The organism is Hirschia sp., from assembly GCF_058892565.1.
This window is the reverse complement of the sequence record NZ_JBZXVU010000015.1, coordinates 24,542-40,370: the sequence shown is the minus strand read 5'-3', so window position 1 is coordinate 40,370 and position 15,829 is coordinate 24,542. Positions and strand designations below refer to the sequence as shown.

Annotated in this window: 17 protein-coding genes; 5 read left to right on the top strand and 12 right to left on the bottom strand. The window is 44.5% G+C overall.

Annotated features, from left to right (window positions below; all coding sequences use genetic code 11):
• Positions 1-4: 4 nt before the first annotated feature.
• From mnhG to AC5EF3_RS06225, 5 genes are all read right to left on the bottom strand, one after another.
• Positions 5-409 (bottom strand): monovalent cation/H(+) antiporter subunit G, encoded by a 405-nt coding sequence (gene mnhG / locus AC5EF3_RS06245; RefSeq protein ID WP_015827063.1) that lies wholly within the window; start codon positions 407-409, stop codon positions 5-7.
• Positions 402-716, bottom strand: a complete 315-nt coding sequence (locus AC5EF3_RS06240; RefSeq protein ID WP_015827062.1) for an MrpF/PhaF family protein — start codon at positions 714-716, stop codon at positions 402-404. Before AC5EF3_RS06240 ends, mnhG begins: the two co-directional genes overlap by 8 nt.
• 3 nt (positions 717-719) lie before the next feature.
• Positions 720-1,199, bottom strand: a complete 480-nt coding sequence (locus tag AC5EF3_RS06235; protein WP_015827061.1) for a Na+/H+ antiporter subunit E — start codon at positions 1,197-1,199, stop codon at positions 720-722.
• Positions 1,200-1,336: 137 nt separating this feature from the next.
• Positions 1,337-2,533, bottom strand: coding sequence for a DUF2336 domain-containing protein (locus AC5EF3_RS06230; RefSeq protein ID WP_015827060.1), 1,197 nt, complete (start codon positions 2,531-2,533; stop codon positions 1,337-1,339).
• A 109-nt stretch (positions 2,534-2,642) separates the two neighbouring features.
• Entirely contained in the window at positions 2,643-3,080 is a 438-nt protein-coding gene (locus tag AC5EF3_RS06225; protein WP_015827059.1) for a hypothetical protein, read from the bottom strand.
• 413 nt (positions 3,081-3,493) lie between these two features.
• Here AC5EF3_RS06225 and AC5EF3_RS06220 point away from each other — a divergent pair, with 413 nt between their 5' ends.
• The 3 genes from AC5EF3_RS06220 to AC5EF3_RS06210 all read left to right on the top strand — a co-directional run bounded on the left by AC5EF3_RS06220 (position 3,494) and on the right by AC5EF3_RS06210 (position 6,751).
• Entirely contained in the window at positions 3,494-3,976 is a 483-nt protein-coding gene (locus AC5EF3_RS06220) for a MaoC family dehydratase (protein WP_015827058.1), read from the top strand.
• 17 nt (positions 3,977-3,993) lie between these two features.
• On the top strand, positions 3,994-4,398 hold the full coding sequence (gene msrB, locus AC5EF3_RS06215; protein WP_015827057.1) for a peptide-methionine (R)-S-oxide reductase MsrB: 405 nt from the start codon (positions 3,994-3,996) through the stop codon (positions 4,396-4,398).
• Positions 4,399-4,612: 214 nt separating this feature from the next.
• Entirely contained in the window at positions 4,613-6,751 is a 2,139-nt protein-coding gene (locus AC5EF3_RS06210) for a S9 family peptidase (RefSeq protein ID WP_493547434.1), read from the top strand.
• Between the two features lie 277 nt (positions 6,752-7,028).
• Here the strand turns inward: AC5EF3_RS06210 and AC5EF3_RS06205 are convergent, their stop codons facing one another.
• The 7 genes from AC5EF3_RS06205 to AC5EF3_RS06175 all read right to left on the bottom strand — a co-directional run bounded on the left by AC5EF3_RS06205 (position 7,029) and on the right by AC5EF3_RS06175 (position 13,105).
• Positions 7,029-8,474, bottom strand: coding sequence for a tetratricopeptide repeat protein (locus tag AC5EF3_RS06205; RefSeq protein ID WP_015827055.1), 1,446 nt, complete (start codon positions 8,472-8,474; stop codon positions 7,029-7,031).
• 384 nt (positions 8,475-8,858) lie between these two features.
• Positions 8,859-9,524: a hypothetical protein gene (locus AC5EF3_RS06200; RefSeq protein WP_015827054.1), complete on the bottom strand. Its 666-nt coding sequence runs from the start codon at positions 9,522-9,524 to the stop codon at positions 8,859-8,861.
• Positions 9,525-9,535: 11 nt separating this feature from the next.
• Positions 9,536-9,940 carry an ExbD/TolR family protein gene (locus tag AC5EF3_RS06195; RefSeq protein ID WP_015827053.1) on the bottom strand — a complete coding sequence of 135 codons (405 nt, stop codon included), beginning with the start codon at positions 9,938-9,940 and terminating at the stop codon, positions 9,536-9,538.
• An 18-nt stretch (positions 9,941-9,958) separates the two neighbouring features.
• Positions 9,959-10,357 (bottom strand): ExbD/TolR family protein, encoded by a 399-nt coding sequence (locus AC5EF3_RS06190; RefSeq protein ID WP_015827052.1) that lies wholly within the window; start codon positions 10,355-10,357, stop codon positions 9,959-9,961.
• On the bottom strand, positions 10,350-10,874 hold the full coding sequence (locus AC5EF3_RS06185) for a MotA/TolQ/ExbB proton channel family protein (RefSeq protein WP_015827051.1): 525 nt from the start codon (positions 10,872-10,874) through the stop codon (positions 10,350-10,352). The genes AC5EF3_RS06190 and AC5EF3_RS06185 overlap by 8 nt, the downstream gene beginning before the upstream one ends.
• A gap of 39 nt (positions 10,875-10,913) precedes the next feature.
• On the bottom strand, positions 10,914-12,281 hold the full coding sequence (locus AC5EF3_RS06180) for a MotA/TolQ/ExbB proton channel family protein (RefSeq protein ID WP_015827050.1): 1,368 nt from the start codon (positions 12,279-12,281) through the stop codon (positions 10,914-10,916).
• A gap of 23 nt (positions 12,282-12,304) precedes the next feature.
• Positions 12,305-13,105 carry a DUF3450 domain-containing protein gene (locus AC5EF3_RS06175; protein ID WP_015827049.1) on the bottom strand — a complete coding sequence of 267 codons (801 nt, stop codon included), beginning with the start codon at positions 13,103-13,105 and terminating at the stop codon, positions 12,305-12,307.
• Positions 13,106-13,935: 830 nt separating this feature from the next.
• On the opposite strand from AC5EF3_RS06175, the gene AC5EF3_RS06170 reads away from it, so the two are divergent.
• The gene (locus tag AC5EF3_RS06170) at positions 13,936-15,123 is read left to right on the top strand and encodes a molybdopterin molybdotransferase MoeA (protein WP_493547428.1); all 1,188 of its coding nucleotides are present in this window, start codon (positions 13,936-13,938) and stop codon (positions 15,121-15,123) included.
• On the top strand, positions 15,113-15,733 hold the full coding sequence (gene mobA / locus AC5EF3_RS06165; RefSeq protein WP_493547427.1) for a molybdenum cofactor guanylyltransferase: 621 nt from the start codon (positions 15,113-15,115) through the stop codon (positions 15,731-15,733). Before AC5EF3_RS06170 ends, mobA begins: the two co-directional genes overlap by 11 nt.
• Positions 15,734-15,829: the final 96 nt, after the last annotated feature.

Genomic DNA, 15,829 nt, shown 5'->3' with positions numbered 1-15,829 from the left:
TTTTTTACTCCTTTTCCTCTTGCACTTTTAAAGCCTCTTGGCCTTTGACGGTCACTTTTTGTCCTGTCCATTTGCCAAGGAAAGGCTCAAGCCCTGCTCTAAGCGCGCCATTTGCAGCAGCATTAGATGATGTCGGGCTGGTGAACATAAAGAACACCCAGATGCAGAGCAGTTTGAACGTCACCAAAGACCAACCACCGATCAGCATTAGCCCGATCAATACCAAAGATGCACCAAGTGTATCCGTAACCGACGCAGCGTGCATACGTGTGTAGAAATCAGGGAAACGAATAACACCAATAGATCCAGCCGCTGAAAATACAGCACCAGCCAACGTCAATGCGCTCCCAAGAGTAATGCGGGCAGTTTCGAGATTTTCAGGCGAAAACAGAGTGGAAAAATCAATCATTGTGCGCTTCTCCGATCTGTACGGAACCATCAGGCTTCTTAGCAACAAGAGGCACACCAAATGAGCGATAACGGAAGAATTTCAAAATTGCGATTGTTCCCACAAAATTGATCATTGCATAAAGCAAAGCGATATCGAGGAAATCGGGCCGTTTGGTCACAAAACCAAGCAATCCCAACAACAAAACAGTTTTGGTCCCAAAAGAGTTTACCGCAAGAACGCGGTCATACAATGTCGGTCCCATGATGGCGCGCGCAAGCAAAAGCGCCATCGCCGCAATAACGGCAAGGGTAGCAGCAACGAGCATATTCTATCTCTTTCCGTCTATAGCTTCTGAGGTACGACGATCCATCTCATCAAAAGAGCCAGGCGCAACATCAGCAGCGTAAAGGCCATGAACAATCAATTCATCTCCCTCAAGATCAATTGTAACTGTTCCCGGCGTCAATGTTATCGAGTTGGCGAAAGTCACTTTTGCCAAATCTGATTTACAGCTTGTTTTCACGCGTGCCATCGCTGGCTCAATATCAGGTGTCACGCGAAGCGCAGCTTTTAAGACAACCATATTGGCTTTGATAATTTCGCCGCCAAGCCACACCCAATATCCAAGCGCACGCGGCATCAACATGTATGGAGATGCTTCAACGTCGAGAATTTTTAATCGGTGACAAAACCAAATGACAAAAACAATAGAACCAATCCCCATGTGGAGAATTGGAAAATCAAAATGACCCGATAGTCCAAACCAGAAGATTGAAATACCGACAATTAAGCCCACTAAATAAGTCATCAGACCCGTAAAATTTATGGGTAGCTATGAGAATCGCTTTTCGATTCAACAGCCCCGCTATTGAAGTTAGGAATTAGTTATCGAGAAGATAGCATTTTGACCAGTCCTGATCGGTCAAATTATTGTTAGATCTTGAATTAACGACCAAATACTAACCGGCTGGCACGCGAAGCAGGTCCATATTTCTCTGTATCAGCTTCAACTTCATTATTGTTGTCGTCCAACACTTCCGGAGAATAGGCAGAACTCAGCGACCAATTCCAATACCGCAGCACTGTTTGGGCTTTGGCAACGGCCATCATCTCATATATTTCAAGGACATATTCAAAATGCTCGACAGGTGCATCTTTGCGACTAATAGGACGCCCAAGCGCTGCCCAGAATGCTTTGAAATATTGTCTTTTCAGCCCAACAGCTTTGGCTAAAACCGCAATACCTTCACCGCCCTCATCGGAAATAATTTTCTGTCCGGTCATGGGCTTGATGCCACATAGATATGAAATTTCGTCGATGGTTTTTGCTTGATATCCAGACTTGAGCATATGCGCGATCGCATCTTCTAGACTTGAAAATGGACTTTTCTCTATCGCCGCGCGATTTCTCTGACGGCGTTCAATTACCTGCAAACCTTTTCGTACCACAGGATCAGACCAATTATCTTTGGCTGCGTGCGCAAAAATATCTGAACACATATCTATCAAAACAGAGCGTTCAGCAGAAAAGCGTTGAAGTATCAGACGACGAGTTGCCTGATCCGACCACCAAAACAAAACAAGCGCATGCGCAGGCCGTAATTCAGGTCGACGCAGCAATAATGGCCCCAGCCGCTCGATATTGCGGCTCAAAGAGACTAAGCGATCTATAGATAATTCAGATACAATCGCTTTGTCATTCATCAATAATCGCGCAATTGCTTCTGTGTCCCTGCTCTGAGATATTGCATCACTCAAGCAAGACCCAACATCCTTGCGGGCAGCTATTGCGCGGCGATGATGGGCTGCCCCACTTACAACAATAGAGACAAGATCAGATTGATCAAATGCTGCCGATTCCTCAAGCAATTGGCTTGAAACCGATGCGACATCCTGCCCTAAATAGCGTAAAACACGACGCGGTGCCTGAGACATCCCAACCAGACGTTTCGCACACACAGCACGTTCGTTTTCGTCGGCATCTATCAGCATCTCCAGCAATAAATCACCGGCTATCGCACGATCTTGAGAGCTGGACGCAGAATCAGGAAGCGCGACAACATCGGTCAATCGTCGCAACAACATGCGGCGAGATCGAAAATCTTGCTGTGTTTCAACTTGCTGATTTAGGCCATCGGCCATGACTATGCCTCGCGATTCTTAGCCGCGATATTGGACTTTAATCAGTTAACCAAAAGTCATCACATTGCAAAAAAATGCATATGTTCCACTTTTATTTGATTAGACTCTCTTAATTAAAAGTTCTGCGCCGCTTGCGTCCTGGGTGAATAAACATCAGCAAACCTGATGCAGTTACGAGCGCGATCATGAGATAAAAATGGCTCGCACCGTCTAATTTTTCACTTCCAAGCGCTATTGGAATTTCCTGCCCAAGATAGGGTGATAAATGTGCGCCAACCAGTGCGCCCGAGATAACAAGCGTCAGAAAAGCCCCAAAACGGCGCGTAAATGGCAAAACCAGCATAAGAGCAGCAAACCCTTCAAGCATCCCCATGACATATCGTCCGGTTGGCTCAAACAATGCTAAACCTGTTTTTTCTGCTAATGTAGAATAAACAACATTTGCTTGTTCAGGATCGTCGAATAATTTAGCGTCCAGAGAAAATGCGAGCACAATTATAAGCCCCAGCGCTAAAACCCATCCCAGAAAAGATCTTACACCGCGCATATTCTACACCCTCTATAACGACATTAACGAGCTAATCGCTTTACCACAATAACACAATGAAATTGTGATAACCTTGTGACGATATATTGTACAATCCAACACCTCCAGAACAAACTCTGCCTGGCGTGATCAAGTAAACTTATTGTGTGCAACTCTATATTTGCAGTCTGCAACTTTAAGCCCAGCAAAAGTCAGAACACCAAGACCACACATATTTTTCATCAACCTGAAATATCTACATCCCTGCCCGCATTCATCTAGAACGCGTATACGTTTTGACATCCACCTCATTCTCAGGTGAATGTTTTTAATGTTTACCAAGCCTTGAATTGATATTTGAATTGGTCATAGTGCAGCTATTGAACACAGTAATACAACCTTAAGTGTATTATTTGAAAAACGGTAGCAGAATCATGATAATCAAATTCTCAGAGCTTCACCTCAAGGTTGGCGAAGAAATCGGCACGTCTAACTGGTTGGAGATCACTCAAGAAAGAATTGATAAATTCGCTGAGGCGACTGGTGATTATCAATGGATCCATGTCGATGTAGAACGCGCCAACCGTGAAATCGGCGGCACAATTGCACACGGCTATCTTATCATCTCACTTATCCCTGTGTTTTTTAATGAATGTCTACAAATCGAAGGCATGTCCCGAATCGTCAATTTTGGGAGTGATCGCATACGCTTGAAAAATGCTGTAAAAACCGGGTCACGCGTTCGGTTAAAGCAGGTTTGTGAATCAGTCAAAAATAGCGCTGGCGGTAAGATTGTAAAAATCAAAAACACAATAGAAATTGAAGGCGAGAAACGACCTGCCCTAGTGGGCGAAACGCTGCAAATATTGTACGGTGCTGAACTTGAAACGCAAAAATCCGATACTGACGCGGTATAAATTATACAGGAATTGACATGTCAAACGACAATCAGACTGGCAAAACTGACGAACAATTGCGCAAAGAACTCACACCAGAGCAATATAAAATTGCTCGCGAAGACGGCACTGAGCGCGCTTTCACAAGCCCGCTAAATAATGAAAAACGCGATGGAGAATATCTATGTGTCGTGTGCGAAACAGCCCTTTGGTCTTCTGCACACAAATATGATTCCGGCTCTGGCTGGCCCAGCTTTTATCAGCCCGCCTTTGAAGAGGCTGTTTCAACAAAACAAGATTTCAAACTTGCCTCACCACGGATAGAAGTGCGCTGCGCAAATTGTGACGCACATATGGGACATGTCTTCAATGATGGCCCAGCACCCACAGGGCTAAGATATTGCATCAATGGCAGTGTTTTGAAATTTATTCCTGAGGAATAGTTGAAGAATGTAATTTACCTCTTTCACTCCCCACATGATTAGTCCATCTTTTCACTTAATCACAATTTAGGGGAATGAAATCATGATACGGACTCTTCTCGCAGCAAGCTCAATGCTCGTCTTGGCCAATTGCGCAACATCAGACCAAACCCAGCATTCCGAGCCAATCGCCTCATCCCCACCAACTCATTCTAATTCTACGAGCACCGATACAATGGTTGATCAATCCAGCTGGCCCACGCCCCCAATTGCACAGCGTATAGATAAAGTCACAGAGCAAGTTGGCCGAACAAGAACTGATCCATATGCTTGGATTCGCGATGATAATTGGCAAGAAGTCATGCAAACACCAAGCGTGTTAAAGCAAGATATTCGCGATTATATCGAAGCAGAAAATGCTTTCACAAAAGAAGTTTTAGAAACACCAACAACCGCGCTTCAAACTGAATTATTTGAAGAAATGAAGGGCCGTATCAAAGAAGATGATTCATCCGTTCCAATGATTGATGGGGAATGGGCCTATTATCACAAATTTCGTGAAGGCGGCGAATACCCCGTTTATGCGCGTAAACCAGCTGCGACAGCCTTTACTGACAGCAGTGATTCAGATGAAGTTATATTGCTGGACGGCGATCTAATGGGAGACGGCTTAGAATATTTTGACTTTGGTCAAGTTTCTCACAGCCCAGACCACTCCAAAATCGCCTACACTGTAGATAACAAAGGATCTGAATTTTACACGCTGCGCGTAAAAGATCTTAGCACAGGTGAAGAATTAGATACGGTTATCGAAAACACTTATGGATCATTCACTTGGGGTGCAGATTCAAATTCACTTTATTGGATCGACAGAAACGAAAACAATCGTCCTGAAAAAATATTCTTCAGAAAACTTGGCGAAGCAACTGACGCACTTGTGTTTCATGAAAAAGATTCAGGCTATTTTCTTGGCGTAAGCCGAAGCCAGTCTGACGCATTCATATTCATTCGCACGGGCGACCACACAACTAGCGAATATCACTATATCAGAGCAGACAGCGACAAGCCGACCCAATACCACACAATCGCGCCCCGCTCAGCAAACATCGAATATGACGTCATCGATTATGATGGCCAATTCTTTATCAAAACGAATGCAGATGGCGCTGTTGATTTCAAAATCATGTCCGCGCCATATGATTCCAGCAGCCGCGAGAACTGGACAGAAGTTGTCCCGCATGAACCGGGCACACTCATAAGCAGCATAAGCGCGCTTAAAGATTGGCTTATTGTGGAAGAACGCAAAGATGCCCTCCCTCGTCTGTCGATAACATCTCGTGAAACCGGCGACACGCATGAGATCGCATTTGAAGAGGAAGCTTATGACATATCCAGCAGCACAGGATATGAGTATGACACCGACACAATCCGTCTATATTATGCGTCTCCGACCACGCCAGATCAAACACATGACTACAATATAGAGACAGGTGAAAAAACCTTACTAAAAACACGCGAAATCCCCTCTGGACACACACCAAGTGATTACATCGTCAACAGAGTCATGGCACCAGCTCATGACGGCGAGAGCATTCCAGTCACAATTCTTCGGCACAAAGACACACCATTAGATGGTAGTGCACCCCTTTTACTATACGGATATGGCTCCTACGGAATCACAATAGATGCTGATTTCCGCTCCGGCAGATTGTCTCTTGTTGATCGTGGATTTGTGTACGCTATCGCTCATATTCGCGGATCCCAAGCCAAAGGCTATCAATGGTATCTAGATGGGAAACGTGAGAAAAAAACGAATACTTTCAAAGACTACATTTCAGCTGGTGAATATCTGATCGACCAGAATTACACATCAAAGGGCAAAATTGTTGGCATGGGCGGCTCTGCAGGCGGCCTATTAATGGGTGCCGTTTCAAACATGGCCCCAGATTTATTCGCTGGTGTCATCGCCGCAGTTCCATTCGTAGATGTCATCAACACCATGTCAGATACAGAACTTCCACTAACCCCACCAGAATGGCCAGAATGGGGTAACCCGATTAAGAGCAGCGAAGATTATGATACAATCCTAGCCTATTCTCCTTATGATAATATCACTGACAGCGCCTACCCTACCATGTTGATTACAGGCGGTCTAACAGACCCACGCGTTACCTATTGGGAACCAACAAAATGGGTTGCAGCACTTCGCCATGAAGCCCCAAATGCAGGTCCATATTTCCTCCGCATTAATATGGGTGCCGGACATGGCGGTGCATCTGGCCGATTTGAAGGGCTTAAAGAAACAGCGATAGAATATGCCTTTGCTTTAGCAAGTGTTGGCAAAGCTGGTGATACTCTGGATCTATCCAAATAAGAGACCAGCATTTGGTATGTCCTATTTGATCTAATTGTTTGAAGTTTCTAAGGTTTAACATTCATCAAACCAAGTTTGATCATCACAAAATTAAGCTGGAGCCATCAAAATGGCTCCAGCTTTTTTGTATCAACAACGCAGTATTGAAACGAAAAGCCACAATACAAATAAATCCCCTTCAAAACAAAAAAGGCCGATAAGCAAATGCTTATCGGCCTTTTTTATCATCATCTTTTATACAGTCTTAAAAACCGACAGCATTCAAGATTTGTGTCGACTATGCATCATCTTCTTCAGCTGCTTCTTTTGCTGCTGTGTCTTCTGCAACAAGCTTTTTACCTTCAGCATCTTCACCAAGTTTAGCTGCAGCTTCAACAATTCTAGCATCAACTGTTTTACATTCTTCAGCAGGCTCACCACCTAGAACTTCAGTAAGTTTACATGCTTTCTTGACGTTTTTCAGCTCTTCAACAGCAACACGAAGGTCAAACTCAGCAAGTGCGCGCTTTGTTTCATCTTCTGAAGCCATAAAGTCTAACCAACCACGACCACCACGGTCACCGAGTTTGGCAGCGTTTGAGAAAGCTGTGCGTGCACCGGCACGATCACCTTCTTTGTGTTTGATCTGACCGATCAAAACCCAACCAAAACCAGGTTCTTTCATTCCGCCTTTATCTAAGGCCAAACGAAGGTTCTTTTCAGCTTCTTCATTCTTACCCATTTCAAAGTAAGAACGACCAAGACGCTCATAAGATTTACCGCTGTTTGTTAGCTTAGCGAGTTTCTGAATGACAGGAATAGCACGATCATATTCACGAGACACTTGATACAGATTCGCCAAAGTATCCAACTTTTCAGCTGTCACTTCAATGCGACCCGCATTCATCTCTTTTTCCATAACCTTAGCGGCTTCAAATGGAGAATTAAATGCATTGTAGAAGTTTACAACGCGCATAACTTCACTCTCAGTTTTGAGGAAGCCTGCAAGATACATTGCTTTCACAACTTCAAATGCTTTGTGATCGTTTTCATCTTCGTAATAAAGAGAAGACATCACTTCATAGTATTTTTTCTCAGCAGGGAAGCTTGGAATAACTTTGTTCATCAAGAAGCTGGCAAGTTTCGTTTTTTGTCCAGTTTCATTGTAGAGATAAACAGCAAAATCAATAGCTTGCTTAGAAGGATTTGCATCCTTGTTTAGCATTGCTTCTAGATATTTGATCGCTTTATTATTGTCGCCCAATTGCTGATACAATGTCGCCATTTGCATAAATTGCTGACCTGTTGGCTTCGCACCAGATGCAATCCATTCTTCAAGCTTTGCAGCGGCATTTTTATTGTCATCAGTCTGCAAGTATAGCTGAGCAATATTGTAAAGAGTCTCAGTTCTGTTTTCACCAGTGAAAGTTGGCAGCGCTTCTTCGAGGTCACGAATAGCAGCTTTGTAATCACCAGACTTAACGTTAATACCAGCAGAAAGACGAATAACAGCTGAACGCTCATAACAGTTAAGCGTCATACCTTTTAGCTTTGTCATCAAGGACTTCGCTGTTTCCAACTGTCCTTCAGTCAAATATGCGTTCTCAGCATCTAGGTAAGCTTGTCCTGCTTTGGCAGTGAACTGAGTTTCTTCACACGGCACAGCTTGAGCAATAGCACTTGGCACCATCACAGCCATCGCCAATGCCACGGCTGCTCCACATGTCAGTTTTTTCAAACGCATCGTTTTCCTCCAAACGATAAGATATGAATATGCATCCACATCTACAAAATTCTACTCGAAGCGCTCCAAAATGACTCACCATCACAAGAACGCACCCGTGGCTAAATTTTCATTGGCCTTAATGTGAAACACGTCACAACAACCAATTATTCCAGTCTTTTGCGCTAACAAAACGACTAATCCGATATTCTAAAAGCTGGAGCGCTCGTCACTTCGGCGACTTCAATCTTCAAAACATCTATAAACTTTGCGGCCAAATCTATCTATGATTCTAGGCGATAATATGCCCTTGCCCACTTCGTTTACCAAAATTCAGTCAACACTATCTCTAAAAGATAGTAATTTATGCGCAGCGACCAATTATATGGCCACTGCGCATATTATTTACTCGGCCATCTTCAGCTCGAAAGGATACACAACACCCTTACGACCAACAGCTTTACCTTTAACAATTTTAGGTGCGAACTCAGTCGCCCCCACAGCCTTAGCTGCAGCACTTTCATACTGGCTTACGTTACAGGTTGCGACAACGTTATAAGGTTGACCTTGAACATCCACATCCAGTGACACTTCACACTCGGCAGATTTCCCGATGCGTTGCATTGCACGCAAAATCGGCCCTGTGTTTGGTGGACGCACTGGCTGAGCATCACGGTCACTCACGGAAACAGCACCAATATTGATACCTGTTACACGCTCAAACTTGATCTCAGTTGGAGCCGCACCTTGAATGTTAGCTTTAGGCAAATCAATGTTTTGCTTCGTTGCTGCCATTTTCGGGGGCGGTGGTGGTTTGTTAGCTTTGTCGAGTTTCTTAGGCGCTTTACGGGTAGAACGGATCTGCTCTACAGTTGCCTTCTCCGCAAAGATATTTCTTAGGCTACGTTGATCTGCTTTAACACATTTACCAGTTGCCGGGCTCATCACTGCTCCCGGTGGGCAAATTTCTTTAATGCGGATCAAGTTTTCCATAAGCATGAATAAAGCGACTGACAATATTGCTGCTACTGGAATACCTACACCGAAACGTACGATTGGATTCGAAAACATCTTATCCTCTCCTAACTCTGGGGTTCTGTTGAGATGTTAATACTCTTAACACCAGCAGTCATCATATTTGACTGCAATTCAAGTAGAACACCGGTTGTACTCTGACCATCAACCAAGATCATAGCTTCGCCGGACGAATTGTCTTCTACCATCTCTTGCATAGTAGCATAAACTTCGCGCATTTTCACGGCTTTTCTATTGATCCAGATTTCATCGTCAGCTGTCAAAGCAACCATGATGGGTGAATTGATCGGAGCAACCTTTTTAAGGTCAATCTTTTCAACTGTTGCACCAGGTGTTTTCACAAATGTAGCTGTCACAATGAAGAAGATAAGAAGAATGAACACAACGTCCAACATTGGAGTCAAGTCAACTTCAGCGTCTTCTTCGGGTGCAATACGACTTTCTCTAGCCATAACAGACTCCTTCCGATCCTACTCTGAACCGACGAACGCAACGTTGGCGATATTGGCAAGTCTTGCCTCATCAACAACCTTAAGCGCGTACAGGTTCTTAGCTTCAGGGTGAACTTGAACAACAACGCTGATATCAGGGAATTCAGCTTTCTTACGTTCAATGTTCGCACGAACGGCTGAGATATCAGTGAAACGTCCATCCACACGAATAAAGTTGCCTTCATCCACATAGATACTGATTGCTTTAGCCTGAGGTGGTGGTGGACCATCGCTTTGAGGCGGTGGCGTCAAATCCATCCCCTGTTCGCTTAGGAATGTCGATGTCACGATAAAGAAGATCAGAAGAATGAACACAACATCCAACATTGGTGTCATGTCAACTTCAGCTTCGTCGACGGGCTTTTTACGTCTACGCATCCTCGTGAATCTCCATTTGGTCTTCGACTTTAGCAACCTCACGACGAACCTTACGATCAAGATCCATAGTGAAGAGCAAGCCTGAAATAGAAATCACCATACCAGCCATTGTTGGAATTGTCGCACGCGACACCCCAGCAGACATAGCACGCGCATCAGACGAACCAGTGATAGCCATCAAATCAAAAACATTGACCATACCTGTCACTGTTCCCAAAAGGCCAAGCATTGGTGCCAAAGCCACAACAGCTTTCAATAAAACAACATTCGCTTGAGCTTCCTGACGGACTTCTGAAACGATTTTGTCTTTAACCCAATGCGCATATTTAGATGTATGGTCCTTACGGCTGTCCCATTTCTCTAGTGCATTTGCAACAACGTCTTTGTGTGAAAGACGGAAGTAGAAAACACGCTCAAGGATGAGGGCCCACATAACGAAGGCCGCCGCCATAATAATGAAAAGAACCGGTCCACCTCTGTCCAAGAAGCCGTTAAGACTGTCTGGAAAAAATGGCATGTTAACCTCCCTTTTCTAAAAAAGGGGAAGAACCCGGGATTAAACCCGGGCACCGCCCTTTTGCTCTGCGCGTTCTGCAACCATACCAGCAGCTTGCTCTTCGAGCACTTGCTGAACACTTCTTGCCTTAGCAGACACGAATGCGTGGAGAAGAATAAGCGGGATAGCAGCTACAAGACCTTCAACAGTCGTTACAAGCGCTTGCGAGATACCATCAGCCATTGTTTTCGGGTCACCAGTACCAACCAGAGTGATCTGAGTAAATGTACGGATCATACCAACAACCGTACCCAAAAGACCCATCATCGGAGAAACAGCAGCTAGAACTTTGATCAAGTTCACGAAGCTATCAATCTTAGGTGTTTCTTTAAGGATGGCTTCATCCAAACGAAGTTCTAGAGCTTCAACATCATCTTGTTTCGAGTCTTCGAATGCTTGGAAGATACGTGCCAATGGGTTTGAAGAACCAGCTTGTTTTGTTTGAGCTGTTTTCTTAACTGCTGCACCAATCATTGTAAGTGTTACAAGTTTGTAGATACCAATCACAAGACCGATAGCTAGAAGACCTAGAACAACATAACCAGGTAGACCACCTTGTTTAATACGGTCGCCAAGTTTTGGCATGTTAGCCAAAAGACCAAGCAAGTCACCTTGAGATGGATCAACAGGAGCTGCAACCAGCTTGCCTTCACCAGCTGAACGTAATGCTTGAGCACCAGACATCAAAGCACCTGATGGCTGCGCAGCAAATGCAATAAATTTACCAGCATCAAGATCTAGGAATTTAGGAGAAGATTCGTCTGTGAAAGCTGTAAATGGACCTACACGGAAAACAGATACAGGCTCATTGTTGTTTTCGTTAGCAACAACAGCTTGGAAAGACTTAACTTCACCTTGACCAACAACTTCTTGCAACATTGCACGCCATAGAAGGTCGAGCTGTTGACGTGTCGGAAGTGTACGCGCTTGAGCGATGTCAGACAAAGCTTCTGCGCGGCCTGTGTATTCTTGAGAGATGATTGAACGACGCAATAGCGGGTCAATCTCACCAGCTGCTGTACGGAATTGACCTAACAATTCAGAGAAGTCACCAGCTTTTTCTTGTAGTTCACTTTGAAGTCCAACAAGAACTTCTTCGTTTGCAGCAAATTGGTTAGCTAGAGCTTGTCCAGCTGCTTCTTCTGCACGAACTTCAGCACGAGCAGCAGCCAACTGAGAAGCTTGTTGGTCACGCGCGCTTTTAAATTCGTTCAAACGACGTGTGTTCTCGGCGTTCAAAGTGCTTGAGTCTTTTTTGATTGCAGCAACAACATCACTCAATGATTGAGCAGACGCAGCACCAGCGGTCGAAGTCATTAGAATGGCTGCAGCAGCCATTGCTTTGATCGAAAATTTAATCGGTTTCATATCAGTAAATCTCACTTTCGGCGTTACTGAGCAGACAATTTGACGACCGGAGCCATCATGATTGCTGGTGTTGCAACTTTGTCAGCGATGCGAATGCCTTTAAGAACTTCACTCTTATAGCTTGAAGGTAGATCTACCCACTGCTGTGTTTCGCGATCCCAACGGCCAAGTTGATTACGATCTTTTGTGATGTAAACCATCGCAACACGACCATAACGGAAGATGTCAACAGTTTTCACTGAACCGTCTGCCAATGTGATGTCATCTGTGTAGGCATCAATTGTACGACCGTATTCCATCTCGCTTTGGAAAGCTTGGATGATCAAACGGTAGCGCTCAGCTGGAGATACATCACCGCGGCCCATAACGTCGTCAAGTTTTGCATAACGGTCTGCACGAACGTCCAGTTTACCGTCTTCTGTCATGTCCTTAAAAGGAAGGTCAGCTGCATAAAACATTTTTGCTGCTGCGATCATGTCTTCCATCATAGGCACCATTTGCGCCTTGATTTCTTCTACACGACCAAGTTGCTCTTCCAAGCTTTTCAGCTCGTTTTCTTGAGACGCAACAACGCGCTCTTGCTGACGCTTATAAAGTGCAGCGGCATCTTTTTGCTGCAATAGCGTGCGGAATTCGCGAACCATGTCAGAACGTTCATCATCCAACTGATTGATGCGCTCTTGTGTTTGCTCTGCTTTACGCGTCGCTGCTTCACCAACGCTAATCGCGCCAGCTAAATCTGCTTGTGCAAAAGCCGGTGTCGCAACAGACGCCAAAATGGACGCCATGAACGCTGCACGCACCGGTTTGATAAACCGTTTCATGTCTTGCCTCTCAACTCCCCGACACGGCGATGCATTATGCCCTCACCGTTCGAAAACTTAACTCTATTTTAGAGGGGGAAACACTCTGCTCCCCCAATATCCCTGAACGTTAATGCATGCTGTTTTGCAAAACGTCCAATGAAATTCAACAATAGTTCCCGACAATTTCAAATGATGAACTCACCTGAATCACCGCAATCGGAGCATATCTATTTGTATGCTCTTCTAATTCTCCCTCAGCAATTAACCCTAAGGTAAATTGCATACCGAATTTGTCCATATGCGATATTAATCGCCGTAAGGCAACTGAACGCTAACAACAAGTAATCATTCCAATCAATATGTCTTTAACATGCTCAACTGCTTTTTTATCAACTTCACACAAAAAACACACCAAATTTATCATTACCAACCACTAAATCGCTTACTTTTCCGATTTAAATGAAAAAAACAAATTCAATTTTCTCTAAAATTCTTCCAACAAAAAATTACACTATTTTCACTTTGGGCACCCTAGTAAGGAGTTTCACCCCCTTATTCTCGATTCCCAACAGTCCACAACATGCCTATATTAGGTTTTCTTGACATTCAAATGACTGTTCAACAAAACTATCCATTCACACAGCAAATTGATAAGAAAAGTATCAGCAACCATACAATTAATTGCACAAATTACATGCAAAGATGCTTCTCACTATTAGGCAAATGACGCAGGCGCAATCTGACCCTCATACGAAAAACTCAATTTCTACAGCGCGTATATTTGTAGGATATAATTTTGCCATATATAACCACCATTTTACCACATATATTAATACATAAGGTATCCGATGATCTCATTTGATGAAGCCCTCCAGAGGATACATAATTTAGCCCAACCACTGCCTTATGAAGAAGTCTCTTTTGAAACGTCTGCCAACAGGGTATTGGCCGACAATTTAACCTCAAGATCCGATGCACCATCCCAAGATGTGTCAGCTATGGATGGTTATGGTGTGCGTGATTCTGATCTCACCAACCTACCTGTTCGGTTGCCGATATTAGCCCAAAGCTTTGCAGGTTCTCCACCGCCTTCACATTTTACCAAAACAGGCTGCGTTAGAATTTTCACAGGTGCGCCAGTTCCAGCTGGTATTGATCGCGTTATCATACAAGAAAATGTGGAACGAGATGGCGATATCGCCATTATTAAATCACCCGTTTCAGAATCGCGTAATATTCGAAAAAAAGGCTCCGACTTCAAAGCCGGCGATACTTTGCTCGACGCAGGTACACACCTCTCATGGCGCGCAATGACAACTGCTGCCGCAGCGGATCGGGAGAGCATCAAAGTCATTCGCACGCCGAAAGCCGTCATTCTGGCGACTGGCGATGAATTAAAGCCGCCCGGACAAGCGCATTTACATCCAGGAGCCATCCCTGAAAGCGTCTCTTTTGGAATCAGTGCTTATATAAAAGCCAATGGCGGCGACGTCATCCGCTCCGAAAGTTTGAATGATTCGCCCCAATTGCTGGAAAAAGCGGCCGCTTCAGCCATACACGATGCTGATATTGTCATCGTGACTGGCGGCGCGTCTGTCGGCGAAAAGGACTATGCCAAAGCCATGTTTGAAAACCACGGCATGGAGCTTATCTTTTCAAAAGTTGCCATTAAACCGGGAAAACCTGTCTGGTGTGCAAAAGTTAAAAACACCATTGTCCTTGGCCTGCCCGGCAATCCGACATCAGCTTTAGTGACAGCACGACTATTTTTAAAACCACTCCTTTTAGGATTAGCAGGACGCGATAACAAAGCAGGATCAGCTCCCAGACAGATGGAAACCTCAATGCCTATTCCCCAAAATGGCAATCGAGAAAATTTCATGAGAGGCTATATAAAGGATGAGAAGGTCTGCTTATTCACCAACCAAGACTCCAGTGCGCAATCTGTCCTAGCTAGAGCTGATATCCTGATAAGAAGGCTTCCCAATGCGCCTGAAGTTCAGGTCGGTGAAAAAGTCATCATCTATGACTTTTGATAGCGCCACCTTAAAATCCACCGGTAAAACTGCGATCATTATTCTTGCTGGCGGCGATGGACGACGCATTGGCGGCAGCAAGCATGACAAGCGCTTAAACGGGAAGCCATTATTAGAATACACAATGGAACGTGCAGCCCTTTATGGGGACAATATCGCAATTCAGCTTGCATATGAAAATCAGATTGATTCAGTCGACATTCCGCAAATTATAGATGAGCCGGATATTAATGGCCCATTGGGCGGCGTGATAGCAGCGCTGAAATGGTGCAAAATTCATGGGTATGACAGTATGCTGACACTCCCATGTGACTGCCCCTTCCTACCTGATGACTTGCTGACGCGGTTAAGCACAGCAGCAAACGGATCTGACAGTATAGCAATGCCAGTAAGTCATGAGTCATTACATCCAGTGTGCTCGCTCTGGCAGACATCCCATTTAATGCAACTGCAAAACAATGCCGATAAAGGCCAATTAAGTCTGAAACGAAACGCACTCGACTGCGGCATTATTAAAGTTGAATGGGATACTCAAACCTACGACCCATTTTTCAACGTAAACACATTGGATGAGTTAAAAGAAGCCGAGCAAATATTGAAGCGGCTTTAGCCCATGCGATCTACCGACCCAAACATCCAACACAAGATAGCCAAACATGCATGACTTCGTGCACAATGCAGGCACAGAAAGTCGGCATAAACGCCA

What these genes read in the sequence shown, in the direction of transcription:
- AC5EF3_RS06210 (WP_493547434.1), top strand. Translation starts at nt 4,613, where the DNA reads ATGGTTGATCAATCCAGCTGGCCCACGCCCCCAATTGCACAGCGTATA.
- AC5EF3_RS06180 (WP_015827050.1), bottom strand. Translation starts at nt 12,281, where the DNA reads ATGAAACCGATTAAATTTTCGATCAAAGCAATGGCTGCTGCAGCCATT.
- msrB (WP_015827057.1), top strand. Translation starts at nt 3,994, where the DNA reads ATGTCAAACGACAATCAGACTGGCAAAACTGACGAACAATTGCGCAAA.
- AC5EF3_RS06230 (WP_015827060.1), bottom strand. Translation starts at nt 2,533, where the DNA reads ATGGCCGATGGCCTAAATCAGCAAGTTGAAACACAGCAAGATTTTCGA.
- AC5EF3_RS06195 (WP_015827053.1), bottom strand. Translation starts at nt 9,940, where the DNA reads ATGGCTAGAGAAAGTCGTATTGCACCCGAAGAAGACGCTGAAGTTGAC.
- AC5EF3_RS06175 (WP_015827049.1), bottom strand. Translation starts at nt 13,105, where the DNA reads ATGAAACGGTTTATCAAACCGGTGCGTGCAGCGTTCATGGCGTCCATT.
- AC5EF3_RS06240 (WP_015827062.1), bottom strand. Translation starts at nt 716, where the DNA reads ATGCTCGTTGCTGCTACCCTTGCCGTTATTGCGGCGATGGCGCTTTTG.
- mobA (WP_493547427.1), top strand. Translation starts at nt 15,113, where the DNA reads ATGACTTTTGATAGCGCCACCTTAAAATCCACCGGTAAAACTGCGATC.
- AC5EF3_RS06200 (WP_015827054.1), bottom strand. Translation starts at nt 9,524, where the DNA reads ATGTTTTCGAATCCAATCGTACGTTTCGGTGTAGGTATTCCAGTAGCA.
- AC5EF3_RS06185 (WP_015827051.1), bottom strand. Translation starts at nt 10,874, where the DNA reads ATGCCATTTTTTCCAGACAGTCTTAACGGCTTCTTGGACAGAGGTGGA.
- AC5EF3_RS06205 (WP_015827055.1), bottom strand. Translation starts at nt 8,474, where the DNA reads ATGCGTTTGAAAAAACTGACATGTGGAGCAGCCGTGGCATTGGCGATG.
- AC5EF3_RS06220 (WP_015827058.1), top strand. Translation starts at nt 3,494, where the DNA reads ATGATAATCAAATTCTCAGAGCTTCACCTCAAGGTTGGCGAAGAAATC.
- AC5EF3_RS06225 (WP_015827059.1), bottom strand. Translation starts at nt 3,080, where the DNA reads ATGCGCGGTGTAAGATCTTTTCTGGGATGGGTTTTAGCGCTGGGGCTT.
- AC5EF3_RS06235 (WP_015827061.1), bottom strand. Translation starts at nt 1,199, where the DNA reads ATGACTTATTTAGTGGGCTTAATTGTCGGTATTTCAATCTTCTGGTTT.
- AC5EF3_RS06190 (WP_015827052.1), bottom strand. Translation starts at nt 10,357, where the DNA reads ATGCGTAGACGTAAAAAGCCCGTCGACGAAGCTGAAGTTGACATGACA.
- AC5EF3_RS06170 (WP_493547428.1), top strand. Translation starts at nt 13,936, where the DNA reads ATGATCTCATTTGATGAAGCCCTCCAGAGGATACATAATTTAGCCCAA.
- mnhG (WP_015827063.1), bottom strand. Translation starts at nt 409, where the DNA reads ATGATTGATTTTTCCACTCTGTTTTCGCCTGAAAATCTCGAAACTGCC.